This is a genomic window from Leptolyngbya sp. FACHB-60, from assembly GCF_014695775.1.
Lineage (GTDB): Bacteria > Cyanobacteriota > Cyanobacteriia > Phormidesmidales > Phormidesmidaceae > Nodosilinea.
Map to the genome: position 1 here is coordinate 1 of NZ_JACJOX010000018.1, position 23,734 is coordinate 23,734.

At 54.6% G+C, this 23,734-nt stretch carries 21 protein-coding genes and 1 tRNA gene; 11 read left to right on the forward strand and 11 right to left on the reverse strand.

Annotated elements, in window-relative coordinates; translation table 11 throughout:
* Positions 1-603 precede the first annotated feature (603 nt).
* Entirely contained in the window at positions 604-1,491 is an 888-nt protein-coding gene (gene glyQ, locus H6F57_RS06435; RefSeq protein ID WP_190625173.1) for a glycine--tRNA ligase subunit alpha, read from the forward strand.
* A gap of 83 nt (positions 1,492-1,574) precedes the next feature.
* Here glyQ and H6F57_RS06440 read toward each other — a convergent pair whose 3' ends face one another.
* Positions 1,575-2,741 (reverse strand): alanine--glyoxylate aminotransferase family protein, encoded by a 1,167-nt coding sequence (locus tag H6F57_RS06440; protein ID WP_190625174.1) that lies wholly within the window; start codon positions 2,739-2,741, stop codon positions 1,575-1,577.
* Positions 2,742-2,859: 118 nt separating this feature from the next.
* Complete coding sequence (locus H6F57_RS06445) at positions 2,860-4,395, reverse strand: HAMP domain-containing sensor histidine kinase (RefSeq protein ID WP_190625175.1); 1,536 nt, start codon at positions 4,393-4,395, stop codon at positions 2,860-2,862.
* A gap of 243 nt (positions 4,396-4,638) precedes the next feature.
* Between H6F57_RS06445 and H6F57_RS06450 the strand changes: the two genes are divergently transcribed.
* Entirely contained in the window at positions 4,639-4,968 is a 330-nt protein-coding gene (locus tag H6F57_RS06450) for a DUF3155 domain-containing protein (protein WP_073607504.1), read from the forward strand.
* Positions 4,969-5,067: 99 nt separating this feature from the next.
* Here the strand turns inward: H6F57_RS06450 and H6F57_RS06455 are convergent, their stop codons facing one another.
* The 4 genes from H6F57_RS06455 to ntcA all read right to left on the reverse strand — a co-directional run bounded on the left by H6F57_RS06455 (position 5,068) and on the right by ntcA (position 8,496).
* A complete protein-coding gene (locus H6F57_RS06455) occupies positions 5,068-5,598 on the reverse strand; it encodes a cofactor assembly of complex C subunit B (RefSeq protein ID WP_190625176.1) in 531 nt (176 codons plus the stop codon).
* Between the two features lie 72 nt (positions 5,599-5,670).
* On the reverse strand, positions 5,671-6,060 hold the full coding sequence (locus H6F57_RS06460; RefSeq protein WP_190625177.1) for a PadR family transcriptional regulator: 390 nt from the start codon (positions 6,058-6,060) through the stop codon (positions 5,671-5,673).
* 237 nt (positions 6,061-6,297) lie between these two features.
* Entirely contained in the window at positions 6,298-7,707 is a 1,410-nt protein-coding gene (locus H6F57_RS06465; protein WP_190625178.1) for a DUF3084 domain-containing protein, read from the reverse strand.
* Positions 7,708-7,824: 117 nt separating this feature from the next.
* Positions 7,825-8,496 (reverse strand): global nitrogen regulator NtcA, encoded by a 672-nt coding sequence (gene ntcA, locus H6F57_RS06470; protein WP_073607508.1) that lies wholly within the window; start codon positions 8,494-8,496, stop codon positions 7,825-7,827.
* 497 nt (positions 8,497-8,993) lie between these two features.
* Between ntcA and thrC the strand changes: the two genes are divergently transcribed.
* The gene (thrC, locus tag H6F57_RS06475) at positions 8,994-10,298 is read left to right on the forward strand and encodes a threonine synthase (protein ID WP_190625179.1); all 1,305 of its coding nucleotides are present in this window, start codon (positions 8,994-8,996) and stop codon (positions 10,296-10,298) included.
* Positions 10,299-10,416: 118 nt separating this feature from the next.
* On the forward strand, positions 10,417-10,692 hold the full coding sequence (locus H6F57_RS06480; RefSeq protein ID WP_073607741.1) for a MoaD/ThiS family protein: 276 nt from the start codon (positions 10,417-10,419) through the stop codon (positions 10,690-10,692).
* Between the two features lie 408 nt (positions 10,693-11,100).
* Here the strand turns inward: H6F57_RS06480 and H6F57_RS06485 are convergent, their stop codons facing one another.
* Positions 11,101-11,640, reverse strand: a complete 540-nt coding sequence (locus H6F57_RS06485; protein WP_190625180.1) for a type IV pilin-like G/H family protein — start codon at positions 11,638-11,640, stop codon at positions 11,101-11,103.
* Positions 11,641-12,074: 434 nt separating this feature from the next.
* Here H6F57_RS06485 and H6F57_RS06490 point away from each other — a divergent pair, with 434 nt between their 5' ends.
* Positions 12,075-12,884: a hypothetical protein gene (locus H6F57_RS06490; protein ID WP_199289521.1), complete on the forward strand. Its 810-nt coding sequence runs from the start codon at positions 12,075-12,077 to the stop codon at positions 12,882-12,884.
* A 7-nt stretch (positions 12,885-12,891) separates the two neighbouring features.
* Here the strand turns inward: H6F57_RS06490 and H6F57_RS06495 are convergent, their stop codons facing one another.
* Together H6F57_RS06495 and pruA are read right to left on the reverse strand one after the other, a co-directional pair.
* A complete protein-coding gene (locus H6F57_RS06495; protein ID WP_190625181.1) occupies positions 12,892-13,416 on the reverse strand; it encodes a peptidylprolyl isomerase in 525 nt (174 codons plus the stop codon).
* Between the two features lie 129 nt (positions 13,417-13,545).
* On the reverse strand, positions 13,546-16,542 hold the full coding sequence (gene pruA, locus H6F57_RS06500; protein ID WP_190625182.1) for an L-glutamate gamma-semialdehyde dehydrogenase: 2,997 nt from the start codon (positions 16,540-16,542) through the stop codon (positions 13,546-13,548).
* A gap of 195 nt (positions 16,543-16,737) precedes the next feature.
* On the opposite strand from pruA, the gene H6F57_RS06505 reads away from it, so the two are divergent.
* From H6F57_RS06505 to H6F57_RS06520, 4 genes are all read left to right on the forward strand, one after another.
* Positions 16,738-17,268 (forward strand): tetratricopeptide repeat protein, encoded by a 531-nt coding sequence (locus H6F57_RS06505; RefSeq protein ID WP_190625183.1) that lies wholly within the window; start codon positions 16,738-16,740, stop codon positions 17,266-17,268.
* A gap of 105 nt (positions 17,269-17,373) precedes the next feature.
* Positions 17,374-18,324: a putative selenate ABC transporter substrate-binding protein gene (locus H6F57_RS06510; protein WP_190625184.1), complete on the forward strand. Its 951-nt coding sequence runs from the start codon at positions 17,374-17,376 to the stop codon at positions 18,322-18,324.
* Between the two features lie 11 nt (positions 18,325-18,335).
* The gene (locus tag H6F57_RS06515; RefSeq protein WP_190625185.1) at positions 18,336-19,079 is read left to right on the forward strand and encodes a phosphonate ABC transporter ATP-binding protein; all 744 of its coding nucleotides are present in this window, start codon (positions 18,336-18,338) and stop codon (positions 19,077-19,079) included.
* Between the two features lie 142 nt (positions 19,080-19,221).
* Positions 19,222-19,959, forward strand: coding sequence for an endonuclease/exonuclease/phosphatase family protein (locus tag H6F57_RS06520; protein WP_190625186.1), 738 nt, complete (start codon positions 19,222-19,224; stop codon positions 19,957-19,959).
* Positions 19,960-19,962: 3 nt separating this feature from the next.
* Here H6F57_RS06520 and surE read toward each other — a convergent pair whose 3' ends face one another.
* Entirely contained in the window at positions 19,963-20,646 is a 684-nt protein-coding gene (gene surE, locus H6F57_RS06525) for a 5'/3'-nucleotidase SurE (protein ID WP_190625187.1), read from the reverse strand.
* Positions 20,647-20,817: 171 nt separating this feature from the next.
* Positions 20,818-21,798, reverse strand: a complete 981-nt coding sequence (gene hemB / locus H6F57_RS06530) for a porphobilinogen synthase (protein ID WP_190625188.1) — start codon at positions 21,796-21,798, stop codon at positions 20,818-20,820.
* 386 nt (positions 21,799-22,184) lie between these two features.
* Here hemB and H6F57_RS06535 point away from each other — a divergent pair.
* Both H6F57_RS06535 and fba read left to right on the forward strand, forming a co-directional pair.
* Positions 22,185-22,256 (forward strand) — tRNA-Lys (locus H6F57_RS06535).
* 247 nt (positions 22,257-22,503) lie between these two features.
* Positions 22,504-23,583, forward strand: coding sequence for a class II fructose-bisphosphate aldolase (gene fba, locus H6F57_RS06540; protein WP_190625189.1), 1,080 nt, complete (start codon positions 22,504-22,506; stop codon positions 23,581-23,583).
* The last annotated feature ends 151 nt before the right edge of the window (positions 23,584-23,734 follow it).

A 23,734-nucleotide genomic window follows, 5' to 3' on the forward strand; every position in this document is an offset into this window, starting at 1 on the left:
ATTCTGTCTTCTTACTTGACTCAACCACAGCACTAATGCTATCGTTGAACCAATTTAATCCTTGACAGGAACCTTGGCTTTGTTTCTAGACTATGTAGTTGTCGAGGTTCGCTGCTTCCTTCGGTAGGCGGTTCGTTTGAGCCGCTTCCCTCAGGCGCTTTATCAATATAAGCTGAATCCTTAACAGTGTCAACACCCTGAGACTATTTTGTTCTCGTGACCTAAACCCCTTGCATGACAAGGGGTTTGGCGTTTATATAGGGTCGCTACCTGGCTCCTTTTCAAAATTCTTTCACAAAAAACCTCGCAGAAAACACCGTATCTGGCGGCAACCACTGGAACCACCACAGCACCCCTAGCGTGCCAAGACTACCGGCGCGTCAAGATTAAGGGCTTAAAAAGATGTTAAAGGGCAGGCTCTAGCGCTTATACACAGACAGACAGTCCTCAGCAATCTTCCCTGGGTCTGCATTGGCCGCTGGCAACAAACTAAAAATGACTTCTCAAGGCCAAGTAGAGGATCGCTCTCAACGGTAGGGGCAAGTTTGTTGAATACTATTAGAGCCAGTGAGTATGGGTCTGGGTTAGTAACCAGGGGGAATTGTGCATTTTCAGTCTGTGATTGCAACGCTGAATGATTTTTGGGCTAAACAGGGCTGCGTGATTATGCAGCCCTATGACACGGAGAAGGGAGCAGGGACGAAGAGCCCACACACATTTTTGCGGGCGCTGGGACCGGAGCCTTGGTCGGTGGCCTACGTAGAACCCTGTCGGAGACCGGCAGATGGGCGCTATGGGGAAAACCCGAACCGCTATCAGCATTATTTTCAATATCAGGTGTTGATTAAGCCATCACCTGAGAATATTCAGGAGACTTATATAGAGTCGCTGCGGGCGTTGGGAATCAAACCGGAAGACCACGACATTCGGTTTGTGGAAGATAACTGGGAAGATGCGGCGGTAGGTGCCTGGGGCGTGGGTTGGGAAGTGTGGCTGGACGGGATGGAGATTACCCAGTTCACCTATTTCCAGCAGTGTGGGGGGATTGACTGTCGCCCGGTGTCGATTGAGCTCACCTATGGGTTAGAGCGGTTGACGATGTATTTGCAGGAGGTGGATGCGATCGCCAAGATTCGATGGAATGATCAGCTCACCTATGGTGATATCTATATGCAGGCGGAGGTTGAGAACTCGACCTACAACTTTGAGGCCTCAAATCCAGAACTTCTGTTCACGCTGTTTGATTTATACCAGCAGGAGGCAGAGCAGTTAATGGATCGAGGGCTAGTGCTGCCGAGTTATGACTATGTGTTGAAGTGCTCACACACGTTTAATCTGCTGGATGCGCGAGGCGTAATTTCGGTAACCGAGCGCACTCGATACATTCGCCAGGTACGGGGATTAGCCAGGCGAGTGGCGCAGCTTTACCTGGAACAACGGGAAAAGCTAGGATTTCCCCTGTTGGCAAGTGAGCAGCGGCGTGTGGCCTAGAAAACTGCTCTAACGAAGAAGACATCTCCACAGGTACTGAGATGCCTTCTTCGTTGGCTGCAGATAGTCAGCGACTTGACGCGTTAAGCAAATTGATGCAGTACCGTCCCCAGAGCGTGTAGCAGGGTATTGACATGCTCTGGCTGGCTGTTATAGCCCATGAGGCCAATCCGCCAAACCTTGCCCCCAAGTTCTCCAAGCCCACCACCGACTTCAATGTTGTAGTCGGTCATGAGTTGACGACCAACGGCTTTGGCATCAACGCCGTCGGGCACCCGTACGGTAGTTAGGGTAGGTAGGCGAAAGGACTCTTCAACGTGACAGGTGAGGCCGAGATCCGCTAAACCTTTCCAGAAGTAGGTGGCGGTTTGTTGATGGCGTTGCCAACGAGTTTCTAGGCTTTCTTCAGCTAGCAGACGCAGAGCTTCGCGCAGGGCATAGGTGAGGTTGACCGGTGCGGTATGGTGATAAACACGCTCTGGTCCCCAGTATTTCCGCAGTAGGGCTGCATCAAGGTACCAATTGGCGACGGGTTGGCGACGGCGCTCTAGCTTGGCGACAGCTCGAGGGCTCATGGTGAAGGGGGAAATACCGGGGGCGCAGCTGAGTCCTTTTTGGCTACAGCTGTAAGCTAGATCAACTTGCCATTCATCGAGAAAAATTGGCACGCCGCCCAGGCTGGTGACGGTATCAACCAGCAGCAAACAGTCGTGCTCGGCACAAGCCGTTCCTAACCCTTCGAGGGGCTGGCGAACTCCGGTAGAGGTTTCGGCGTGGACGATCGCCAGCACTGCGGGCCGATGCTCATCTAGGGCAGCGGTCAGTTCTTCTAACGTAAAGGCTTCGCCCCAAGGTCGGTGAATGGTGACAACGTCGGCTCCGTAGCGCTGGGCCATATCGACCAGGCGATGGCCAAAATAGCCTTTGACGGCAACCAGGACGCGATCGCCTGGTTCAACCGCATTTGCAATCGTCGCTTCCATCGCGGCAGACCCGGTACCGGCCACGGCATAGGTGAGAGGATTAGTAGTCTGCCAGGTATAGCGCAGCAGTTCCTGAACCTCATCCATCATCGCTAAGTAGGCAGCATCGAGGTGGCCAATGGGCTGCTGATTCATAGCGGCAATGACACGGGGGTCAGCATTACTCGGTCCCGGGCCTAACAACAACCGTTCGGGTACCGTTAGGGGAGATAGGGAGGCTGGCGGCGCCAGTCGGGCAGAGGAATTGGGGGATAGGGTGGTTGCCATGGGTAACACCGAAGACGATGGGTTGCTGAACCTAATGAGCAGGCTGAACCCATTCTCCTATGGATGCGGCATTCTGTAGTACGAGGCACAACGGTAGCACCTTGTCCCACCGACCTTACTAGGCCTGCACCTCACTATCTAAGGCTTTGAGCCAAACCACAAATACAACGCCAGGGTTTTGGGGATAAGCAACAGCCTCTGGCGGTAACCATGGCGTGCCTTGAACGGGGCTAACTAGATCGATACGCCCTCCCATGCCCTGCACTAGGTCTTGCACAATAGCAAGACCTAGCCCCGTACCGGGAATATCACCCTGGGCCCGCACACCGCGAAAGTGACGGGTAAACAACTGGGGCTGATCGCCCAAGGGAATGCCTGCACCGGTATCGCCTACGGCAATTCCTTGAAACATTTGCCGGCCAATCCGCTGCACTAGTCCTGCGGTAACCCAGATTAGAGACCCGGCAGGCGCATACTTTAAGGCGTTATCGAGTAGGTTATGGAGCACTTCTCCTAGAGCGGCTGCATCAAGCCAAACCCTGGGTAAAGGGGTGGGGATATGGTGCACTAGGTGCAATCCCCGCTCATGGGCCAGGGGTGCAAGGGACTGCACCAGTGGAAGGGCGATCTCAGCGATCGCACCGGGTTGTACCCTTAGCGATCGTCCCAGACCATGCCCTGTCGTTGAGGCCAAGGCTTCGAGAGGCTGCCCCTGAGCCGTTGCCAACCTGCTGTTTAAAGTGTTGTCGCTGTCGATAACCACCCTAGGGCGATCGCTCCATTCACTAGGTGAGCCCGGTAGCAGCAACCTACCCGCTGGTGGGGTAGTAGTCTGCTCCAAGGTCTCATCCCCTTCGGCAACGGCGGCATCAAAGTGCTGAGCCAGATCTTGCAATCGTCGGCTCTCACGCACAATGCCTTCAACAATTGGCCGATTGGTGTCCTCAGGGGGTAACCGTTTGACCATCAACTTGCCAAAGGTCTGTAGAGCTGTGAGCGGATTGCGAAACTGATGCAGCAGATCGTGAAAGGTTTCGGACTGATCGGCTTGGGTCAGCTGACGCTGGTTGAGTTGACGCTGAAGCCATTGGCTACGCTGATCTAGCACGTATGCGATCGCCAACGTGCTGGCAACCTGCTCAGCCCGTCGATAATCGTCCGCTGTCCATGGCAGTGCTTCGCGAGTACTGACTATCATGCCCAGCACCACTCCATCATGGGCTAACGGCAGCACCAAAGGATAAGCGGTCAAATCGGTCTCCACACCCTGCCGCTGGGTTGCCGGTTCTACCCCAAACGGCATCGAGAGAAAGCCCTTTTCTGAAGAAACACGGGTTCTAGATGGTAGCCCACCTGAATCCCGCTCTGAGTCAGCAGATTGCTGAAGCCACTGCTCCGATTGGGCAGTTGGGAATTGCTTGCTGCCGTCAACTTCGTCGGCTGGGTTGAATACTGCCGCTAGCCCCTCCCGCAAATCGTGCCACAGGTTAGCGGTTTCTGGATAAGCCACCAGCGGTATCAGAGTGGGATTTATTGTCTCAACGGTAGCTTCGACCAGGTACACCACCGTGGAAGCAGCCCCTAATGCCTGGGTCAGCAGGAGTACCTGGGACTGACACAGAGTGATGAATTCAGAGCTGGGAGAGCCAATCATGGCAGCGCAACATAAGAGTTTGACGGAAGAAAAATTAAAGTTTTGTCAATTTTTTAACAATTCTGTTCAGGCCCAGGCTCCTCAAACACCCTTGTATCCTTTATAGCTATTGATGTTCAGGGGTTTTAGGCCAATTTTTAAGAGAAGTTGAAATTCTTATTTTGAGCCTATATACTTGGCCTGGTTAACAAATTTTGTAACCGAAACTACATCCAAATATCCACTGAGAGGGAGGTAGGCAACTTGGCAAGGAGACGCAAGCGTAAGAGTCGTCGTCGCTTAGAAGGCCGTCGCATTTTAGAAGCTGTTCCTCAGTATAGTATTGAGAGCGGCAACGAAAAACCCGTAACCGCAGCTCGGAATTTTATTCATTCCGAGGGCATTGCCCCCCCAGCCCTGCTGCTGGTTAAGCGGAACGAGCACACCACCGACCGATACTTTTGGGCTGAAAAAGGCCTATTTGGCGCCCAGTATGTAGAAGAGAATCATTTTCTTTTCCCCAGTCTGCGGGTGCTGCTCGGCGAAGAAGATGATGAAGAGAATGCTTCAGTTTTAGAGACCTTGACTCACTAAGGTATGGGTTTTGATAGCGGACGTCTGCTCTAACGATGCCGCTGTCAAAGTCACCTTACACATAGAAAAAGCTAGCCTAAAGGCTAGCTTTTTTTTGCTTCAGCGGTCAAAACCTTGCTCTAGGGCAATCAGTTCATCGCGGTGAGCTGTAACCGTAACCTTAGCAAGCGCCCCCTCTGATAGGTCATTGACCGTAGCGTCGGGCTGGATTTCTAAGCAAATTTTCTCATCGCGATCGGCGCCACGCCAGTAGAACCAGCCTGCTAGCGGGCTTAGCACTAGCAGACCCAAAAAGGTAGCGCTATAGGCAGGCCATAGATTAGCCAGTACCAAGGCAAAACAGAGAGCACCCACAGCGGCGAGCAGCGTCAAGAATCCGGCCAGAAATAGACTCGGACGTACTCTCCCCTGTAGGGTAATGCGCTGAGACTCTTCTTCGGCCGCGATGACGGCATAGGCCCGCGACTCAAAGTAGGTCGTCAGATCTTGCAATAATGTTAGAGGCTCGACGGGACGCGTTAGCGTCAGGGTTTCGATACGGTCTTTAGTAGAGGCACGAATAAAAAAAACTAACCCCACTATCATTAGCAGGGTTAGAAACAGAGTCGAATAGAGAACAGTGTCAGTCACGCCGGGCCATGCAAAGCTACCTCTCTAGGGTACGGAATGTTGGATCATTCAGGTAGGCCGTGCGCTACTGATTCACCGATGGGGTGCCAAGTAAGCTGGGCTTTGGGCGCAGGCGGGACGAATTGGGTCACCCATGTAGGTTTTCCAAAATTCGGCCAGTTCCTCGGCCTGAAGTCGCCAGTCAGGATTAAGACGGTACATGCGGCGAGGACGACCCCTGCCTTCTACCTTTTTCCAATAACCGTCAATGGCGTTTTCGTCTTCCAAAAACTTAAGTGCCCCATAGAGCACGGTATCTGACAGACGATAGTGGGGGTACTGGTGGGTCAACCGCTGGATCAATTCGGTGCCATAGGAATCTTGCTGGAGCAATACCGATAGCACGTAGCAAACGGCAAGCTCTTTATTGAGATAAATTGGCGGTGGATCCTCGAAGAACTGATAAATATCCTCAAATTTCATGGGATCGCTCCAGGTGTATTTAAAGTTTGCCTGCCCTAGGACAAGCCAGAGTTAAAAGCAACCTATTAGCAGCCGACAGATTTGTAGGTTAATTCTAAGCACAGGTGATCCCCACAGTATCGAAGTAGGGGCAGATGGTAACTATCTGCAAATTTTTTTAGACATTATTAAATATTCGCCACCAAAGATAATTTGACTTGGATCCTACTCACTTGAGTTTTTCTAGAATGAAGTGCTTTAAAGCTCTTCGCTTGGCAGATTAAGGCTGTCGTTCAAAGGGTTATTGGATCCATTCGTTTGAAATAGAATACGCCCGTCGCGCACTGCTGCCAGATGAATTTGAACCGGCCCTGCCGTGAAAATATCAGTGGCAGCAATAGCCTGGAGGTCAACAGCCTGCCCCGATTGCTGAACAGTCTCTAAGAAATTGAGCACCGTTTCAGGCCGGTTATCGGCTACTTGTAGCGTGTCGCTGACAACGCCGTCCTGTCGGGCCCGAAATTGGGCTGCTGCCAGTAAAAGATTAAGCCGTTCAACTAGCTGGCGATCGCCTAGGGGAGGGGGGTCTAGCGTAACCGTCGCCAATCGTTCGCCCAGAGCATAAACCTGCTGGTTCGGGGTGGCATCGATAAAGACCTGCACGCAGGGTTCTCCCTGCTGCACCACGCAGGGTTCTCCTGTAATGTAGTTGGCCGCAGACAGCAAGCGCACCACGTAGTCTTCACCCGTGGACAGGCGATCAATGAGCGCCTCGACCTCGCGATTGCCAATCAATAAAATTTGCTGGTCGATCAAAGCCCCAGGGGCAATTGCTCGAGACACCAAACGGTTGGCCTCAAGTAAAAAGCCTGTGACAAACTCCTCTGCCTGTTCTCGGTTTTCAGCGCGCCCTTGGCCGACTAGAATCTCCTGGTTGCGGTTGAGCGCAATGTTGCCGCGAAATAGCCCTTGATATTGCGTTTGCAGCACAGCTACCTGCTGCTCTAAGAACTCTTGCTCGGCTTCTAGGCTAGTGAGGCGTTGTTCTCGCTGGGCGATCGCCTGATCGCGATCGGCAATCTGTTCATCTAAGGCGGCGATCGCCCGATCGCGGTCCGCAATCTGTTTGCCAATCGTGGCCTGCTGCGTCAGCAGGTTATCGCGCTGCACCCTCAGAGCATCCGTCGACTGTCGCAGTGTGGCAGCCTGCTGCGATACCGCATCTAGCTGGCCCAGAGTTTGACGTAGTTGCCCCTCAGTCGCTTCCTGCTGAGCCACTGCCTGGTTGAGCGATTGGTTAATTTCCTGTAGCCGAGCTAGCGCCCGCTGCCGTTCATCAGTAGCCGACTCTAGATCAGCCTCTACACTCTCTTGGGTAGATTGAGCCTGGGCTAGATCAGCCTCGGCGCTGGCTAGATCATCCTGAATTTTACCCAGCTCAAACACCCCAGTGCGCAACTGGCTGCTCACTCCAAACAGCAGGGCCAGCGTAGAGGCTGAGATGACGCTGCCAGTGGCAATGCTGACTAAAGTAGCTGTTTGTCGGGGGCGCAGATTGAACAAGCTCAGCCGTGCTTTGCCTACCCGCGTGCCAACGCGATCGCCAAGGGTAGCAATAAAGCCCCCCAAAATTAACACCGCCAAAATCAATACGTAACCCGAAGCCATGCACCAACCACAGGGGAGTTTGCACTTACTCTACTGCATGGGTTGAAGGCTCGTACGCTCCAATATTATCAATAGCTGGTTTGGCCATCAAAACCACCCCACCTAGCCAAGTCCAAACTAAGTAAACTGCTGACTCAGATTGACCGGATCATGCACAGTAATCTTCTTTTTATAGATAGAGATCATGCCTTCCTGGCGCAAATCTCCGAGCAGGCGAGTCACAGTCACCCGAGTGGAGCCAATAGCCTCAGCAATAGCCTGATGAGATAGCTTCAAGTCGATGGTGATGCCATCCTGACTCGGCACCCCAAAATCGCGGCAGAGAATGAGTAAGAAACTGACCAGCCGCGAGCCCATGTCTCGATGGGCCAAGGTTTCAATCATCATTTCAGTTTGCAAAATGCGAGAGGAGAGTCCCCTCAACATCAGTAAGGCCAGTTCAGGATTTTCTTCCAGCGCCTGCTCAACCTGCTCAATCGGCACCGACAACAGCTCTACTGGAGTAAACGCCACAGAGTGATAGAAGCGATCAGAACGATTGCCGGTAATTAGCGACAGGACTCCAAACACACTATTTTCGCGCAGCAGGGCAACCGTGATTTCTTCACCAGCCTCGTACACCCGCGACAGCTTAACTGCCCCTTTCAGCAAAAAGTACACCCGTTCAGCTGGGTCTCCTGGGAAGAAAATCGTTTTCCCCCGCTCATAGGATTCGACTACGGGGGGAAACGCTCCTCCGGATAGCTGACGAAAAACATTGGCAAGAGGCTTATCTTGGGTCACTACCATAACGTTCTGCTAAGAGCATCACAGAGAGCATCTGCACTAAATTTACATTTTGCCGTCATCATGACAGCCAAGCCCGCAGTACAGACCACCTTGGGCATAAAGCATAAAGCAGTCTGACTGGTCTGGCACATCGACCAATGCAAACATTCCATGACTTTAGATCACTTAACCTCAACTGCCGGGCAAGCGTTTGTATAGCAAGTTACTTTATTGCTCTCAAAGCTAACTTTAGAAGCATTTCAAGGGTTCTAGCGAAGTTGTTAAGAGTTTAAGCAACCGCAGATCAGCATACGGCAGTCAAAACTCAGAAGAACCCGACCAGCCGGTCTCAATCAGGAATTAGCATCTATTGACGCAAAACACTGATAGTCAAAGGAATCGCCAATACCCGACCAAAAAAGTCGGGTATATTTGACCAAGTATTGTCTTCAGTGTTACGTTCTGACTAACTTAGCGAAGTTAATAACCGCTCCTCAGAAAACCTCAGAGAAAACGTCATGACGCAGTCTATCGAGCAAGCGATCGCCACCAAGCCCACCTTTTCAGCGTTGAAATGCCGAGAATGTGGTGAAACCTACGACCTAGGCGCCAAGCATGTATGCGAAGACGTGTGCTTTGGTCCCCTAGAAGTCGCCTACGACTACGATGAGATTCGTCGGCGGGTAACCCGCAGCACCATTCAGGCAGGGCCGCTGTCAATCTGGCGCTACAAAGAATTTTTACCCGTCAGCACCGACAATCCCATTGATGTGGGGACTGGCATGACTCCTTTAGTGCGGGCTAACCGGCTAGCGCGGCAGCTAGGGCTAAAAGAACTCTATATAAAGAATGACGCCGTCAACATGCCCACCCTTAGCTTTAAGGATCGAGTGGTGTCGGTAGCGTTAACTCGAGCCCGGGAGCTGGGTTTTACTACGGTATCTTGTGCTAGCACAGGCAACTTGGCAAACTCTACTGCTGCGATCGCAGCCCATGCTGGCCTTGACTGCTGCGTGTTTATTCCCGCCGACCTAGAAGCCGGCAAGATCCTAGGCACCCTAATCTACAACCCTACGGTAATGGCAGTGCAGGGCAACTACGACCAAGTCAACCGTCTGTGCTCTGAAGTGGCAAATACCCAGGGCTGGGGTTTTGTCAATATCAACCTGCGCCCCTACTACTCTGAAGGGTCTAAAACGTTGGGCTATGAGGTAGCTGAACAGTTGGGTTGGCGCTTGCCCGACCACATCGTAGCGCCTTTGGCGTCCGGGTCACTATTTACCAAAATCTACAAGGGCTTCCAGGAATTTGTTAAGGTCGGCCTCGTTGACGATAAGCCCGTTCGCTTTAGCGGTGCCCAGGCTGAGGGTTGCTCCCCCATTGCTCAAGCCTTTAAAGAGGGCCGCGACTTTGTCACTCCGGTCAAGCCCAACACAATTGCCAAGTCCATTGCCATTGGCAACCCCGCCGACGGCATCTATGCTCTTGATATAGCTCGTAAGACCAACGGCAACATTGAGTCAGTGACCGATGCTGAAGTTATTGAAGGTATGAAGCTACTGGCCGAAACCGAGGGTATTTTCACCGAGACCGCTGGCGGCACCACCATTGCAGTGCTCAAAAAGCTGGTAGAAGCCGGTAAAATTGACCCCGACGAGTCTACAGTTGTCTACATCACTGGCAACGGCCTGAAGACCCAAGAAGCTGTACAGGGTTACATTGGTGAGCCCTTTACCATTGAGCCTAAGCTCGACAGCTTCGAGCGTGCCCTAGAGCGCTCCCGTACCCTCGACCGACTGGAATGGCAGCAGGTATTGGTATAAGGTTTAAGGGACTAAGGTTCAAGATTAAACGATTAATATTCAGCTTAAACCTTGAACCCTGGTTTCTATACCCATGCTGACAGATCGATCTTATTTTCCCGATTCATTTACTTACACCATGGCTGTCAAAGTACTGATTCCTACTCCCCTACAGAAATTCACCAACAACCAGGCTGCTCTTGAATGCAGTGGTGGCAATATTGTAGATCTCCTGAATGATCTGGAGAGCAACTGCCCCGGCATTAAAGCTAGGCTCTGTGACGACTCTGGTGAGCTGCGCCGCTTTGTCAACTTCTACGTCAACAGCGAAGACATTCGCTTTCTGGATGGTAAAGAAACCGCCCTGAATGACGGTGATGAAGTCAGCATTGTCCCTGCGGTAGCCGGCGGCTGACGCTAATAGCCCCAATTAAGCTACTCAAATAGAAAAGGCCGGACCAAGCTTGGTCCGGCCTTTTCTATTTGATAGTTATTTCATACAGATTCTGGTTAGCGATCTACAGCACCGGGGACAAACACCGCTTACCTTTTGATATCTTTTTTGGACTTGAAATTATTCAATAACATCGTGTTGAGAGATGAACTCTCTTTTCTTAAGGGAATTCATTGCTGTACGTAAGCCCCCGTTCGCGAAATCTCCGTTCAGGGGAGAAGGACAAAAAAGTCGTAGCGTGTAGAACTCATGCAGATTTAAAGCAGATTGTATTGGCCAACCAAAAAACTTGGGAGCAGCTACTTCATGTGATGTAGCTGCTCCCAAGTTGTCGTTAGAATCTATAGGTCAAGCGTTAGCCAATGACACTTATAGCTTCTTCCAGTTAGCTGCACAGCCCAGAGTGTTAGAGCTAGCAGTAGCGTTAAAGCCGGTCATAGCAGCATCTGCCGCAGCGGCACCAGCAGCCGTAGATTCGCAGAGGGTTGCAATGGTAGTAGCTTCTACGGTTGCGCTACCCGAAGACAACTGAACGCCGCCAACATAGGCCTTGAGGGCTGGGTCAACAACCGTAGCCAAGGCACTTGCACCAAAGACGCCATCAGTACCAATAGTGTAGGTGTAATAGTTAGTCGCGGTAGGAATACCAATGGCCAAGTCTACAAATTCGGGGGCAAAGGTACGGTTTTCTAGACGATAGGCTTGCTGACCACGGTTCATAGAACCAATGTAGGTCTTAGCTTCAGACTGACGAGCTTTGTTGGCCTGGTTGAGGAAAGAAGGCAGCGCAATAGCAGCCAGAATACCGATGATGATGATAACCACCAGCAGTTCAATTAAGGTAAAGCCGCCTTCTTCTTTTTTAGCGATGAAGTGCTTCAGCAGATTGGCTTTTAGAGAGGTTTTCATAGGTGTATGTCTCCTTGGGTTAGGCGGCGGTAGAGGTGTTGTTTGCGCCTAGGTCTAACTTACCCACGTGCCTCGACCGAGCGATCACACTCAACCAAAAAAGTTTTCGGACAGTGGAGGTAGGGTAAAAATCTCAAAGCTGTGGTTTAGGTGCTAGACAAGTTGAACTACCCATATTGAGTCACTTCTGCGGATAGATGATTCCTAGCAGGCTGCGCCTCGTCTGAAGGCGAGATTCTACAGCGCAGTCGCATTAACACCGCTAGCCAAGCTATAGGGGAGATAACCAAGGTTTCACGAGCAAGCTGGGCGGAAAGGTCGCTTGGGCGCTCTATATTGAAATTGCAATCGCAACCACGGTGGGTAAACTTATTCTAGAACCACCCTAAAACATGAAACCTGCTCTATGGGTTTCTTACCCTTGCGCCCCCACCATGCCGCTCTCTTCAAGCAAACACCACCCGTCCCTGCTCTGGGCTAAACAACTGGCAATTTGGGTACTGCCTGTTGCCTTGCTGCTGGCCTTGGTGCCCCTGCAGCAGCAGCGCCTGGCCAACCTACAAGACCGCAGCGTCACCGATCAAAATCTTGACCAGCAAGACCAAGCAACGGCTGCGACCCTAGCGCTGGCACAGAAAATGCCTACCTTTGGGTTCGACAATTTGGTGTCCGACTGGTTTTTTCTACGGTTTTTGCAGTACTTTGGCGACGATGAGGCTAGAGCAAAAACGGGTTATGACCTCAGCCCAGAGTTTTTTCGGGTTGTGATCCCTAAAGACCCGTATTACCGAATGTTTTATTTATTTTTGTCGGGCAGTACCAGCAATTTCGCCGCCCAGCCTGAGCAAAGCGTTGCTATTACGGCTCAGGGGCTAGAGCGGTTGACCCCGACTGTGCCATCCGACGGGTTTTATATCTGGCGCTATCGCGGTGTAGATGAGTTGCTCTATTTGGGCGAAGGGAAGGCGGCCCAACAATCCTTTCAATCTGCCGCTGATTGGGGACGACAGTCGCCCGCAGAAGAGGCTCCGATCATTGCGGAAAATTCTCAGCGTACGGCGGATTTCTTAGCCAATAACCCCCTCAGCAAACTGGCCCAGGTCAATGCTTGGGCCAGTGTTTTGGCCAATGCTTTTGACGATGCAACTCGCCAAAAAGCCATCGATCGCATTGAAGCCCTCGGCGGCAGCGTCATCATTAGTGAAACCGGCGAGCTGATGCTTCAGTTTCCGCCCGACGATTAGCGGCTATTTACAATTGGCCGCAGTCGGCAATTACCACGGGCTCAGAGGTTTGGCCGCTGCGGCTGCCTACCTGCTCCATGGTGCTAACCACATCCATACCCTCAACCACGCTGCCAAAGACAACGTGCTTGCCGTCAAGCCAGGGGGTGGCCACAGTAGTTAAGAAAAACTGTGACCCGTTAGTGTTGGGGCCAGCATTGGCCATGCTCAACAATCCTGGGGTGGTGTGCTTGAGGGTAAAGTTTTCGTCGGCAAACTTCATGCCGTAAATCGACTCGCCACCGGTGCCGTTGCCGCGAGTAAAGTCGCCCCCCTGGCACATGAACTCGGGGATGATACGGTGAAAGCTAGAGCCTTTGAAGTGCAGGGGTTTACCAGAGGTACCCATGCCTTTTTCGCCGGTGCACAGGGCGCGGAAGTTCTCGGCGGTTTTGGGGGTGACGTCGGCCCGTAGCTCCATGACAATGCGGCCTGCGGGAGTGCCACCAATGGTGATGTCAAAAAATACTCTGGGATTGGTTGCTTCTGTCATAGCTAGTTCTTAAAGTGCAAAACGCAGGGTTAACCTCTGCCATTAACCCACAGTTTAGGCCTGGTGAATATATCCCTGGCGGGTGAGGAGAAACCGGATTTCTCATAGAAACCCAGTTTCTTGCCTAGATTAATCTACGCCCTCAATCGGGGCAAAGCCCTGGCGCTGAACGTTTTCGCTGACGTGGCGGGGTTCCAAGAATTGCAGCAGGTAGTCGGGGCCACCGGCTTTGGAGCCCACCCCCGACATCTTGAAACCGCCGAAGGGCTGGCGGGAAACGATCGCCCCCGTAATCCCCCGGTTGACGTAGAGATTGCCGACGGCAAACTCGTTTTGCACCCGCTCAATGTGGGAGGGGGTGCGCGAGTAGAGGCCGCCCGTTAACCCGTAGTCGGTATCGTTGGCGATGCGCAGGGCATCGTCGAAGTCTTGGGCTTTGATCACGGCGAGCACCGGGCCAAAGATTTCTTCCTGGGCGATCGCCGCGTCGGGTTTCACATCGGTAAACACCGTAGGGCCAACGAAATAGCCGTCAGCGGGGGTCGGCATCTCTAGGGCCAGCTTGGCTTCGGCCTTGCCTTTCTCGATGTACTCTTTGATTTTGGCCTGGGCGTTGGCGTCGATCACGGGGCCGACCTTGGTGCTGAGTTTCACCGCTTCACCCACATTGAGGGAGCGGGTGGCTTCGACCAGGCGATGGATAAAGGTGTCGTACACCGAGGCCACCACGATCGCGCGGGAGCAGGCTGAGCATTTCTGGCCGCTGTAGCCAAAGGCGGAGTAGACCACCCCCTGCACCGCCTGATCCAAATCTGCGCTTTCGTCGATGATGATGCCGTTTTTGCCGCCCATTTCGGCAATCACGCGCTTGAGGTGGCGCTGGCCGGGTCGCCACTGTGCCGCATCGGCGTAGATGCGGCAGCCCACCTCGCGAGAGCCGGTGAAGGCAATCAGGTGCACGTCGGGGTGGTTAACTAAGTGCGCACCGACGGTAGAACCTCGGGCGGGCAGGTATTGAAACACGCCGGGGGGCATCCCCGCTTCGATTAAAATTTCGGCGATCTTGGCGGCGATCACGGCGGAATTCTCAGCGGGTTTGAGGATGGTGCAGTTGCCTGTGACCAGGGCAGCGACGGTCATGCCGGTAGCGATCGCCAGGGGAAAGTTCCATGGCGAAATCACTACCGCAATGCCGCGCGGGAAATAGCGATAGCGATTGGTTTCACCAGGGTAGTCGTAGGCATACCCAGCGTCAAGCCGCTCCATCTCGTCGGCGTAATAGCGGCAGAAGTCGATGGCTTCAGAGACTTCCGGGTCGGCCTGGCCCAGAGGTTTACCGACTTCGTACACCATCCAGGCATTGAGTTCGTGGCGGCGCTCTTCCATCAAGTCAGCGGCGCGGCGGAGGATGGCTCCCCGTTCTTTAGCAGAAGTGGCGGCCCAGGCGGGGAAGGCGGCTTTGGCGGCGGCGATCGCCGCATCCGCCTGCTCTTGACTGGCCAATCCCAGCTTGCCGACCAGTTCTGCTGGCTTCGAGGGGTTCACCGAATCCGCCGTAGCCTCTGTGTCAACCACTTCACCGTTAATAATTGGGTTATAGCGCCGACCGAGCTGGGCGTGGACGGTCTTGAGGGCTTCTGCCGCCTGGGAGCGCTTAGTGGTCACAGCAAAGTCGATATCTGCGGCATTGGGGAAAGGAACATGGTGGTCAGCCTCTCCCCCCTCTAGATCTTCCACAGCAAACTCTGGTGCCGCCAGCAGAGTCTCTACGGGCACGTCTTCCTGGTTTTGCCGCAGGAAGGAGCTGTTAGCAGTGTTCTCCAACAGGCGGCGAATCAGGTACGACATCCCCGGAATCAGCTCGCCAAAGGGAGCGTAAACGCGCACCCGGTAGCCTTTGTCGGCCAGGGTTTTGGCCAGTTTATCGGCCATGCCGTAGAGCACCTGTAGTTCGATATTGCGGCGAGGGATGTTGAGTTCTTCGGCGATCGCCATGGCGTAGGCCTGCGATCGCACGTTGTGGCTGCCAATGGCGGCATATAGATATTGATGGTTCTCCAGCAGCAGCCGGGTCATGCGCTCGAAGTTGGCGTCGGTGGAAACCTTTTGGTTGTAGACCGGGCTGCGCCAACCGTTTTGCCGCGCGGTGATGGTCTCTTGATCCCAGTAAGCCCCCTTCACTAGGCGCACGGTGACGGGGGTGCCGCGATTTTTTGCCCAAATCACCAGATCTTTGAGGTCGTTGTAGCTGTCTTGGAGGTAAGCCTGAAGGGTGACGCCCAGGTCGTCGCGCTGGCGGAACTCAACCTCCATCAAAATGTCTTTGAGAATCGCCAGGGTGAGCGCCTTATAGCGATACTGCTCCATGTCAAAGTGGACGGCGACGCCCAGTTCCTGGGCACGGCGCAGCAGAGTGCGAATGTGCTCGCTCACTTTGGCGCGGCTGCCCTCCGCATCAAGCGGGTCAAACTGGGAGTAGAAGGCGGTGAGCTTAACGGAAACCTGAACCTTGGCCAGTTCTTTACCGTCCGCTATATCAATGGCATCTACCGTCTTCCAGTTCTTCGCGGCTTCAGACAGTTGCGCCATCAAATCCAGGTAGCGCTGAAGGTAGGCTTGGGCTTCCTCCTCGGTAATCACCGCTTCGCCGAGCAAATCCATAGTGAAGGTGAGCTTGTCCTTCCGCATGCGCTCGATCGCCCTGATCGCCTTCTCGATGGTTTCGCCTGAAATATATCGATAGGCCAGAGTTTCCACCGCCGGGGCTACGGTGGTAGCGGCGAGTTGACCGGGCACCGAATCGGGATTGGTGAAGTTCAGCAATCCCTTCAGCGCGTTGGGCAGTTCCACCTCTTCCGCCGATAGGTACTCTTGTAGGTGGCGAGCAATCTCGGGCTTACTGCGCAGAGCAGGCAGCGCGTCGATGAAGCGAAACAGCTGCACCTTCAGCCCAGGGTTGCCCATGGCGAAGTCCATAATTTTGTCGTCCCAACGCATTTGGTCGCGCATTTGGGCGAAGAGGTTTTTCTTCTCGCGGGTGGCGCCGAGCAGGGCGGTGGCGATCGCGAGGGTCTTAGCCTCATAGTGAAGTGAGTCGGTCTGAGGCTTAATTGCTGGGGCTACCACGGTGTTTGTCTCCTTATTCCCTTACTCCATCTTGAGCGAAAAAAGTCGGGTTAAGCCACTGTGTCAAGATTCTATGGGAGACGGGGGAATCGCTTTGCAGATGGCTATATGAACTTAATCTGGTAGCCCATCGTCCATTCCGGCAAAATGAAGGTGCGGCAGTAGTTAACCGGCTGTAGATAGTTATCTTGAACCATGACCGAAGACCCACGCGATCGCGCCCAAACCCAGTACGCCTACGGCCAAGCCGCCTTTGAGCGGGGTAGCTACCGCGAGGCGGTAGAGTTTTTTGAAGAGGCCGTCAAGCTCGCTAAGGCCACCACACCGTTGGGGGGCGAAATTCAAACCTGGCTGGTGAATGCCTACAGTGCTGTAGGTCGGCAGAACGATGCGATCGCCCTCTGCCAAGTTCTAGCCCGCCACCCCGACCTAGAGACCCGCAAGCAGGGCAAAAATCTGCTCTATATTCTGCAAGCGCCCCAGCTTCAGCGGCCGACGAACTGGATGACTGAAATTCCGGCTCTAGACAATTTGTCTCAGGATGGCTCCCAGAGTTCGGGCGGTTCGGGTTATTCAACAGCAGCCAAGGCGGCACCGCGATCGCGTCCTAAGCCTGAGCCAACACCTCTTGACCCGAGCCAGATCAATACCAAAGACAACGGATTTTTGTGGGCGGCTCTGGTGGGGGTTGCCCTAGTGTTAGGCGGGCTACTCTGGCTGAGCTAGAACCTAGCGGCTTTTATCCTCATTAGACATTACAGCTAGAGCATTGCCTTGGGGGGGATCCGACCCGTATGATTTAGTGCTGCTGTTTAAGGCCCTATTCGAGTCATGGTGAGCATTCGTCGTTCGTGGATTGCAGGGGTATCGAGCCTGCTGTTGCTGCTGCCTTTGGGGGCCTGTGCGCCCTCTGAGCCGGGGCAAGAGGCCACTGGGGAGGGTGGCACAGCGACGGAGCAGAGCACCATTCCCCTAACTGCCGGGGCTATTCCGGACCAAGACCCCGAGGTGCTTCAGCGGCTCTACACCAAGCTGGCCGACTACCTAGAAGCCGAACTGGGCGTTCCAGTAGAGTACAAACCCGTAACTGACTATGCCGCTGCCGTTACGGCCTTTAAGGTGGGTGACTTAGATTTGGTCTGGTTTGGTGGGTTGACTGGAGTGCAGGCGCGGTTGCAGGTGCCGGGGGCTGAGGCGATCGCCCAGCGCGACATCGATGAACAGTTCCACAGCGTGTTTATCGTCAACACTGCCACTGGCCTGAAGGAATTTTCGGACACACAAGACCTAACCCAAATCAAGGGCCGCACCTTTACCTTTGGCAGTGAGTCTTCCACCTCGGGACGACTGATGCCCCAACACTTTATGGAAGAGGCGGGCCTCGACACCACCCAAGATTTCAAAGGAGAAGTGGGCTTTTCGGGCAATCACGACACCACCATCAAGCTGGTGGAGGCGGGCACCTACGAGGTGGGAGCGCTGAATGAGCAGGTATGGCTCGATCGCGTCGCTGAAGGAGCGGTTGACACCACCAAAGTCGCCGTCATCTGGCGCACTCCGCCCTACTACGACTACCACTGGGTAATCAGCCCTGAAGTTGACGAGCGCTACGGCGACGGTTTCGCCGAGAAGGTGCAGGCTGCGTTGATGGCCCTCGACCCCACCGTGCCCGAACACAAAGAAATTCTCGACCTGTTTGGGGCCGAGCGCTTCATTGCCACCAGCAACGACAACTACGCCGAGATCGAAGCAGTGGGCCGCAAAATCGGCAAGATTCAGTAGTGCCTGCGGGAATGGCGGGGCCAATTTTTCAGCTAGAGGGGGTGAGCTGCCAGTTTGGGGCGGTGGCGGCTCTGACCGATTGCAGTCTGGCGATCGCTCCCGGCGAACGAGTGGCGCTGATTGGCCCCAGTGGCGCGGGCAAAAGCACGCTGCTCAGCCTGCTCAACGGTAGCCAGGCACCCACCGCCGGGCGAGTGGTGATTCTGGGGCAGGAGGTCAATCGCCTCAGCCCCAAAAAGCGACGGCGGATTCAGCGGTTGGTGGGCACGGTCTATCAGCAGCACCACCTAGTGGGCAACCTGGCCGTGATTCACAATGTCAATGCCGGTCACCTAGGGCGATGGTCGCTGCCGAGGGCGCTGTGGTCGCTGGTATGGCCCCAGCAGATGCCGACCGCAGCCCAGGCACTTGCCCAGGTGGGCATTGCCGACAAGCTCTACGCCCGCACCGATCGTCTCTCGGGCGGCCAGCAGCAGCGGGTAGCTCTGGCGCGAGTGCTAGTGCAAGACCCCGCCGCTATTCTGGCGGATGAACCAATTTCAAGTGTGGATCCAGAGCGATCGCGGGCAATGATGGATTTGCTGCGTCAGCTCAGCGAGACCACAGGCAAAACCCTCGTGATCAGTCTGCACGAGGTGGAGTTTGCGGTGAAATACTGCGATCGTATCGTTGGCCTGCGTCAGGGCCAGATTCTCTTTGATGCTCCAGCCACAGAAGTCAGCGCCGCCATGATGACTGACCTCTACCAACTTTAGATCGGCATCCCCCCGCCAAAAGCGTTATCAAGGGTAGCCGCCAGGCATTTTTGTATTAAAGAATATATGCAAAAGGCAGACTTCCAAGATTAAGTAGTGGTTGCTACAGAGTTTCTCTGTTACGCCTGTCTACTGACCCTGAATGAAAATCGCCACCTGGAACCTTGAGCGTGCGCTCCCTGAGTCGGGGCGGGCTGAGCGCCAGCGACAATGGCTCAGCCGCATCGATGCCGACATTTGGATTTTGACCGAAACTCACCTGGGCATTAGCCCAGGGGCAGATTATTACTCTGTGGCCAGCGGCCTGCCCGCTCGCTCCGGAGCCGACGGCGAGCGCTGGGTGCAAATCTGGGTCAAGGCCGGGGTGCTAACCCCGTTAGAAACCTCTGACGAGGCCCGCACCGCCGCCGCCCTGCTAACGCTACCCGACGGCCAGCAATGGGTGCTGTACGGCACCGTGCTGCCATGGTTAGAAAGTGGTTGGCGATCGCACCCTGCCTCCCAAGGCCAAGCCTTTGCCACCGCCTTGGCTGCACAGCAGGCCGACTGGCGAAAGCTGCGGGCGAGCTACCCAAAGGCAGCTTTAGTAGTCGCCGGCGACTTCAACCAAGATCTGAACACTCTGCATTACTACGGGTCGCGCCAAAACAAGCAGGCCCTGCGGCAGGCCTTGGCCGATGTGGGGTTAGACTGCCTCACCGCCGGAGAAAATGACCCGGTGCATCAATTGATTTGTGGGCAACACTCCAACATTGACCACATCTGTCTATCCCAAGCTCTACCAGGGCAGTTCCAAAGTTCCTTTGCCTGGCCGCCCCGCCTTGAGGATTTACGCGGTCTATCCGATCATTTTGGCGTCGGCGTAGACATTCACGTCTAGGCGCTACCACAGGCAAATTTTGGTCACAGCAATGTTGCCGCCAAAACAGACGGCTACGTCTGAGTCAGGGTCGTGGCGGCGATCGCCATACTTGCCCATGTAATAAAACTGGCCCTGGTCAACCTTAAACTCGGTGGGCAGGGGCTGGGTACAGAGGGTGCAAAAGACAATTTCAGGCTCGGCATCGCCCGGCTGTAGGTGGGGCAAATTCACGTTCCAAAAGCACCCCGGCAGCAGCGTCTCAGCCATTAGCACATCGATCACCTGGGTCGCTAGGCGAGTCGCCAACCCCCAGTCCACCGGGCGGCGATTCTCAATGTAGTGGGAAATTGCCACCCCCGGCACACGCAGCAGCGCCGCTTCTCGCACGGCAGCCACAGTACCCGACAGGTGAATATCGGCCCCCATGTTACCCCCAACGTTAATGCCCGAGAGCACCCAAGTGGCCTCTGGGCACAGGTGGCTAAGTGCAACGCGGGTGCAGTCGGCGGGGGTACCGCCAATGGCAAAAGCGCGATCGCTGCGCTGGTCGATGGCGATCGGGCCGCCCCGGTTCATCTGGTGGCTACAGCCCGAAAGATGCTGGTCAGGGGCCACAACCCAGGTGGAGTAGTTGGCCAAGGCATTGCGTAACGCCTGAATGCCCGGCGCATCAATGCCGTCGTCGTTGGTGAGCACAAAGGTCATGGGTGCAGTAGCAGAAATTCTCTGCCAAAAAACTAGAGCGTAGCCCTGCCTATCATAGGGCTACGCTCTAGGAATTTCTAACCGGTGGCGGAACCTGACTGAACAGACCTGTTTGACAGGAGCTTTCACATGGCGGTGGGCAGTGCCCACCCTACCGCCTACCGCAGGAGCTTAGCCCAGCCAGCGGGCCACGTCTTTGGCGTGGTAGGTCAAAATCAGGTCGGCCCCGGAGCGTTTGAAGCTGGTCATGGTTTCCATCACCACTTTTTGCTCGTCAATCCAGCCGTTGAGGGCGGCAGCTTTCACCATGGCGTATTCGCCCGACACGTTGTAGGCTGCTACGGGCAGGTTGGTGGCCTGCTTCACCCGCCAGATGATATCCATGTAGGCCAAAGCGGGCTTCACCATCAGCATATCGGCCCCCTCGGCAATGTCCAGCTCAATTTCTTTGAGGGCTTCGGTGCCGTTGGCGGGGTCCATCTGGTAGGTGCGGCGATCGCCAAACTGAGGCGCACTCTCGGCGGCATCCCTAAACGGCCCGTAGTAGGCCGAAGCGTATTTCGCCGCGTAGGAGAGAATGGGCATATCTTCAAAGCCGCTCTCATCAAGCCCAGCGCGAATCGCCTGCACGAAGCCATCCATCATCCCCGATGGCGCAATGATATCGGCCCCGGCGTTGGCCTGAGCCACGGCGGTTTTCTTCAGCAGTTCTAGGGTGGGGTCGTTGAGTACGCGGCCGCTGAGGTCGCCCACCTCCAGATAGCCACAGTGGCCGTGGGAGGTGTACTCGCACAGGCAAGTGTCAACAATCACCATTAGGTCAGGCACCGCTTCTTTGACGGCGGTGGTGGCCTTTTGCACAATGCCGCAGTCGTGCCAAGCCCCGGTAGCGTCGATGTCTTTTTCGTCGGGAATGCCAAACAGAATGATGGCAGGAATGCCCAGATCGTAGACTTCCTTAGCTTCTTCTACAATTTTGTCGATGGAAAGTTGGTAGACTCCCGGCATCGACGAGACTTCCTTCGCCACCTGGTCGCCCGGCACAGCAAACAGGGGATAAATCAGATCGGCCTGGGTCACCAAAGTCTCTTGCACCATGCGGCGAAGTTGCGGGTGCTGGCGCAGACGGCGAGGGCGATGGGTCGGAAACATAGCCTGTAGTGTGATGAGGATTTATCTAAAAATGAAGCTTCATTAAACTAAAGCTCTATTTAGGGCCTAAAACAAGCGCTTGGTTACGTTCCGTAACTAAGTTTAGGCCAGTCCAGAGTTCACCTGTCACGCGGCGTAGGCGTAGGGGGTGGATGGAGTCTACTTTTTTGGGGGGCCTGGCCCAAACTAGACGGGCTTAGCTTAGTGAACCAGGACAACGGCGATCGCCCCGCATCCTCCTCCCCCGCCAAACAGCCCAAACCCAACCTCCCAACCCATTTACCCAAGGCAGCCAAGATTTTTTTGGGTCGTGTTGCAAAATCCCCAGGACAGTGTGCTATGTTTATAAGCCGTGTCCGGTAAACAACTGCACACGCCCCGCAAGGGGGTCGCTAGCTCAGCGGTAGAGCACTCGGCTTTTAACCGATTGGTCCTGGGTTCGAATCCCAGGCGACCCATAGTTATAGTTTGGTCTTAGTCTGCCTTCCGGTAGCAAAGTTCACGGTTCCTGTCCCCCAGTGTTTTATGATGGGTCAAACAGCAGGGCAAACACACCCCAGCTGGGTGGGGAGTTCTTTTAAGCTTGACTTTAGCTTGTCCAAACATTTCGTTATATATCCATCGATCTATCCTAAGATTGATGAGTAAGGCTACCTACTGAAACGTCTGAAGGCCTAACGGCAAGAACACACTAGGAGGATTTTTATGGCGCTTGTCTCACTGAGGCTACTGCTCGATCACGCGGCTGAGAATGGCTACGGCATTCCGGCCTACAACGTAAACAACCTGGAGCAAATCCTGGCGATCATGAAGGCGGCGGATGACACCGACAGCCCCGTGATTTTGCAGGCCTCTCGCGGTGCTCGCTCCTACGCTGGCGAAAACTTCCTGCGTCACCTGGTGCTCGCTGCGGTTGAAACCTACCCCCACATTCCTGTGGTGATGCACCAAGACCACGGCAACTCGCCCGCCACTTGCTATTCGGCGCTGCGCAACGGCTTTACCAGCGTCATGATGGACGGCTCTCTAGAAGCTGACGCCAAAACCCCCGCCAGCTTTGACTACAACGCCGCCGTTACGGGTGAAGTGGTGAAAGTAGCCCACGCCATCGGTTGCAGCGTGGAAGGCGAACTGGGCTGCCTCGGCTCCCTCGAAACCGGCGCCGGCGAAGCAGAAGACGGCCACGGCTTTGAGGGCACCCTCAGCCACGATCAGCTGCTGACCGACCCCGATGAAGCCGTGCAGTTTGTGGAAGCTACCCAGGTAGATGCTCTGGCCGTTGCCATCGGCACCAGCCACGGCGCGTACAAGTTCACCCGCAAGCCCACTGGCGAGATCTTGGCCATCAGCCGCATCGAAGAAATTCACCGCCGCCTGCCTAACACCCACCTGGTTATGCACGGATCTTCCTCTGTGCCCCAGAAGTGGCTCGATATGATCAACGAGTACGGTGGTCAAATTCCTGAGACCTACGGCGTGCCCATCGAAGAAATTCAAAAGGGCATCAAGAGCGGCGTGCGCAAGGTGAATATTGACACCGATAACCGTCTGGCCATCACCGCTGCTATCCGCGAAGCGGCCTTCAAGGATCCGTCTAACTTTGATCCTCGCCACTTTATGAAGCCCTCGATGACGTACATGACCGAAGTCTGTGCTGAGCGCTACGACGCCTTTGGCACTGCCGGTCAGGCCAGCAAGATCAAGCAAGAGCCCGTGGAAGTTTACGCTGCTAAGTACGCCAAGGGCGAGCTTGACGCTAAGGTTTCCACTACCGCTGCGGTCTAGTCAAGCCATAGGTCAGTTCCGTGAAGGGGCTGACGTTACCTGAACCAACACAGGGCTTCTTCGTTTGAGGGAGCCCTGTTTTTTGGGACTATAGCCAGATAGCAGCCTAGTTTTTGGCTTTGTCAGCTTTCTGTGTTCTAAACTATCTGGC

Coding starts and splice junctions, on each gene's coding strand:
- H6F57_RS06440 (WP_190625174.1), bottom strand. CDS start 2,741: ATGGCAACCACCCTATCCCCCAATTCCTCTGCCCGACTGGCGCCGCCA.
- H6F57_RS06445 (WP_190625175.1), bottom strand. CDS start 4,395: ATGATTGGCTCTCCCAGCTCTGAATTCATCACTCTGTGTCAGTCCCAG.
- H6F57_RS06460 (WP_190625177.1), bottom strand. CDS start 6,060: ATGAAATTTGAGGATATTTATCAGTTCTTCGAGGATCCACCGCCAATT.
- H6F57_RS06465 (WP_190625178.1), bottom strand. CDS start 7,707: ATGGCTTCGGGTTACGTATTGATTTTGGCGGTGTTAATTTTGGGGGGC.
- ntcA (WP_073607508.1), bottom strand. CDS start 8,496: ATGGTAGTGACCCAAGATAAGCCTCTTGCCAATGTTTTTCGTCAGCTA.
- thrC (WP_190625179.1), top strand. CDS start 8,994: ATGACGCAGTCTATCGAGCAAGCGATCGCCACCAAGCCCACCTTTTCA.
- H6F57_RS06480 (WP_073607741.1), top strand. CDS start 10,417: ATGGCTGTCAAAGTACTGATTCCTACTCCCCTACAGAAATTCACCAAC.
- H6F57_RS06485 (WP_190625180.1), bottom strand. CDS start 11,640: ATGAAAACCTCTCTAAAAGCCAATCTGCTGAAGCACTTCATCGCTAAA.
- H6F57_RS06490 (WP_199289521.1), top strand. CDS start 12,075: ATGCCGCTCTCTTCAAGCAAACACCACCCGTCCCTGCTCTGGGCTAAA.
- H6F57_RS06495 (WP_190625181.1), bottom strand. CDS start 13,416: ATGACAGAAGCAACCAATCCCAGAGTATTTTTTGACATCACCATTGGT.
- H6F57_RS06505 (WP_190625183.1), top strand. CDS start 16,738: ATGACCGAAGACCCACGCGATCGCGCCCAAACCCAGTACGCCTACGGC.
- H6F57_RS06510 (WP_190625184.1), top strand. CDS start 17,374: ATGGTGAGCATTCGTCGTTCGTGGATTGCAGGGGTATCGAGCCTGCTG.
- H6F57_RS06515 (WP_190625185.1), top strand. CDS start 18,336: ATGGCGGGGCCAATTTTTCAGCTAGAGGGGGTGAGCTGCCAGTTTGGG.
- H6F57_RS06520 (WP_190625186.1), top strand. CDS start 19,222: ATGAAAATCGCCACCTGGAACCTTGAGCGTGCGCTCCCTGAGTCGGGG.
- surE (WP_190625187.1), bottom strand. CDS start 20,646: ATGACCTTTGTGCTCACCAACGACGACGGCATTGATGCGCCGGGCATT.
- hemB (WP_190625188.1), bottom strand. CDS start 21,798: ATGTTTCCGACCCATCGCCCTCGCCGTCTGCGCCAGCACCCGCAACTT.
- fba (WP_190625189.1), top strand. CDS start 22,504: ATGGCGCTTGTCTCACTGAGGCTACTGCTCGATCACGCGGCTGAGAAT.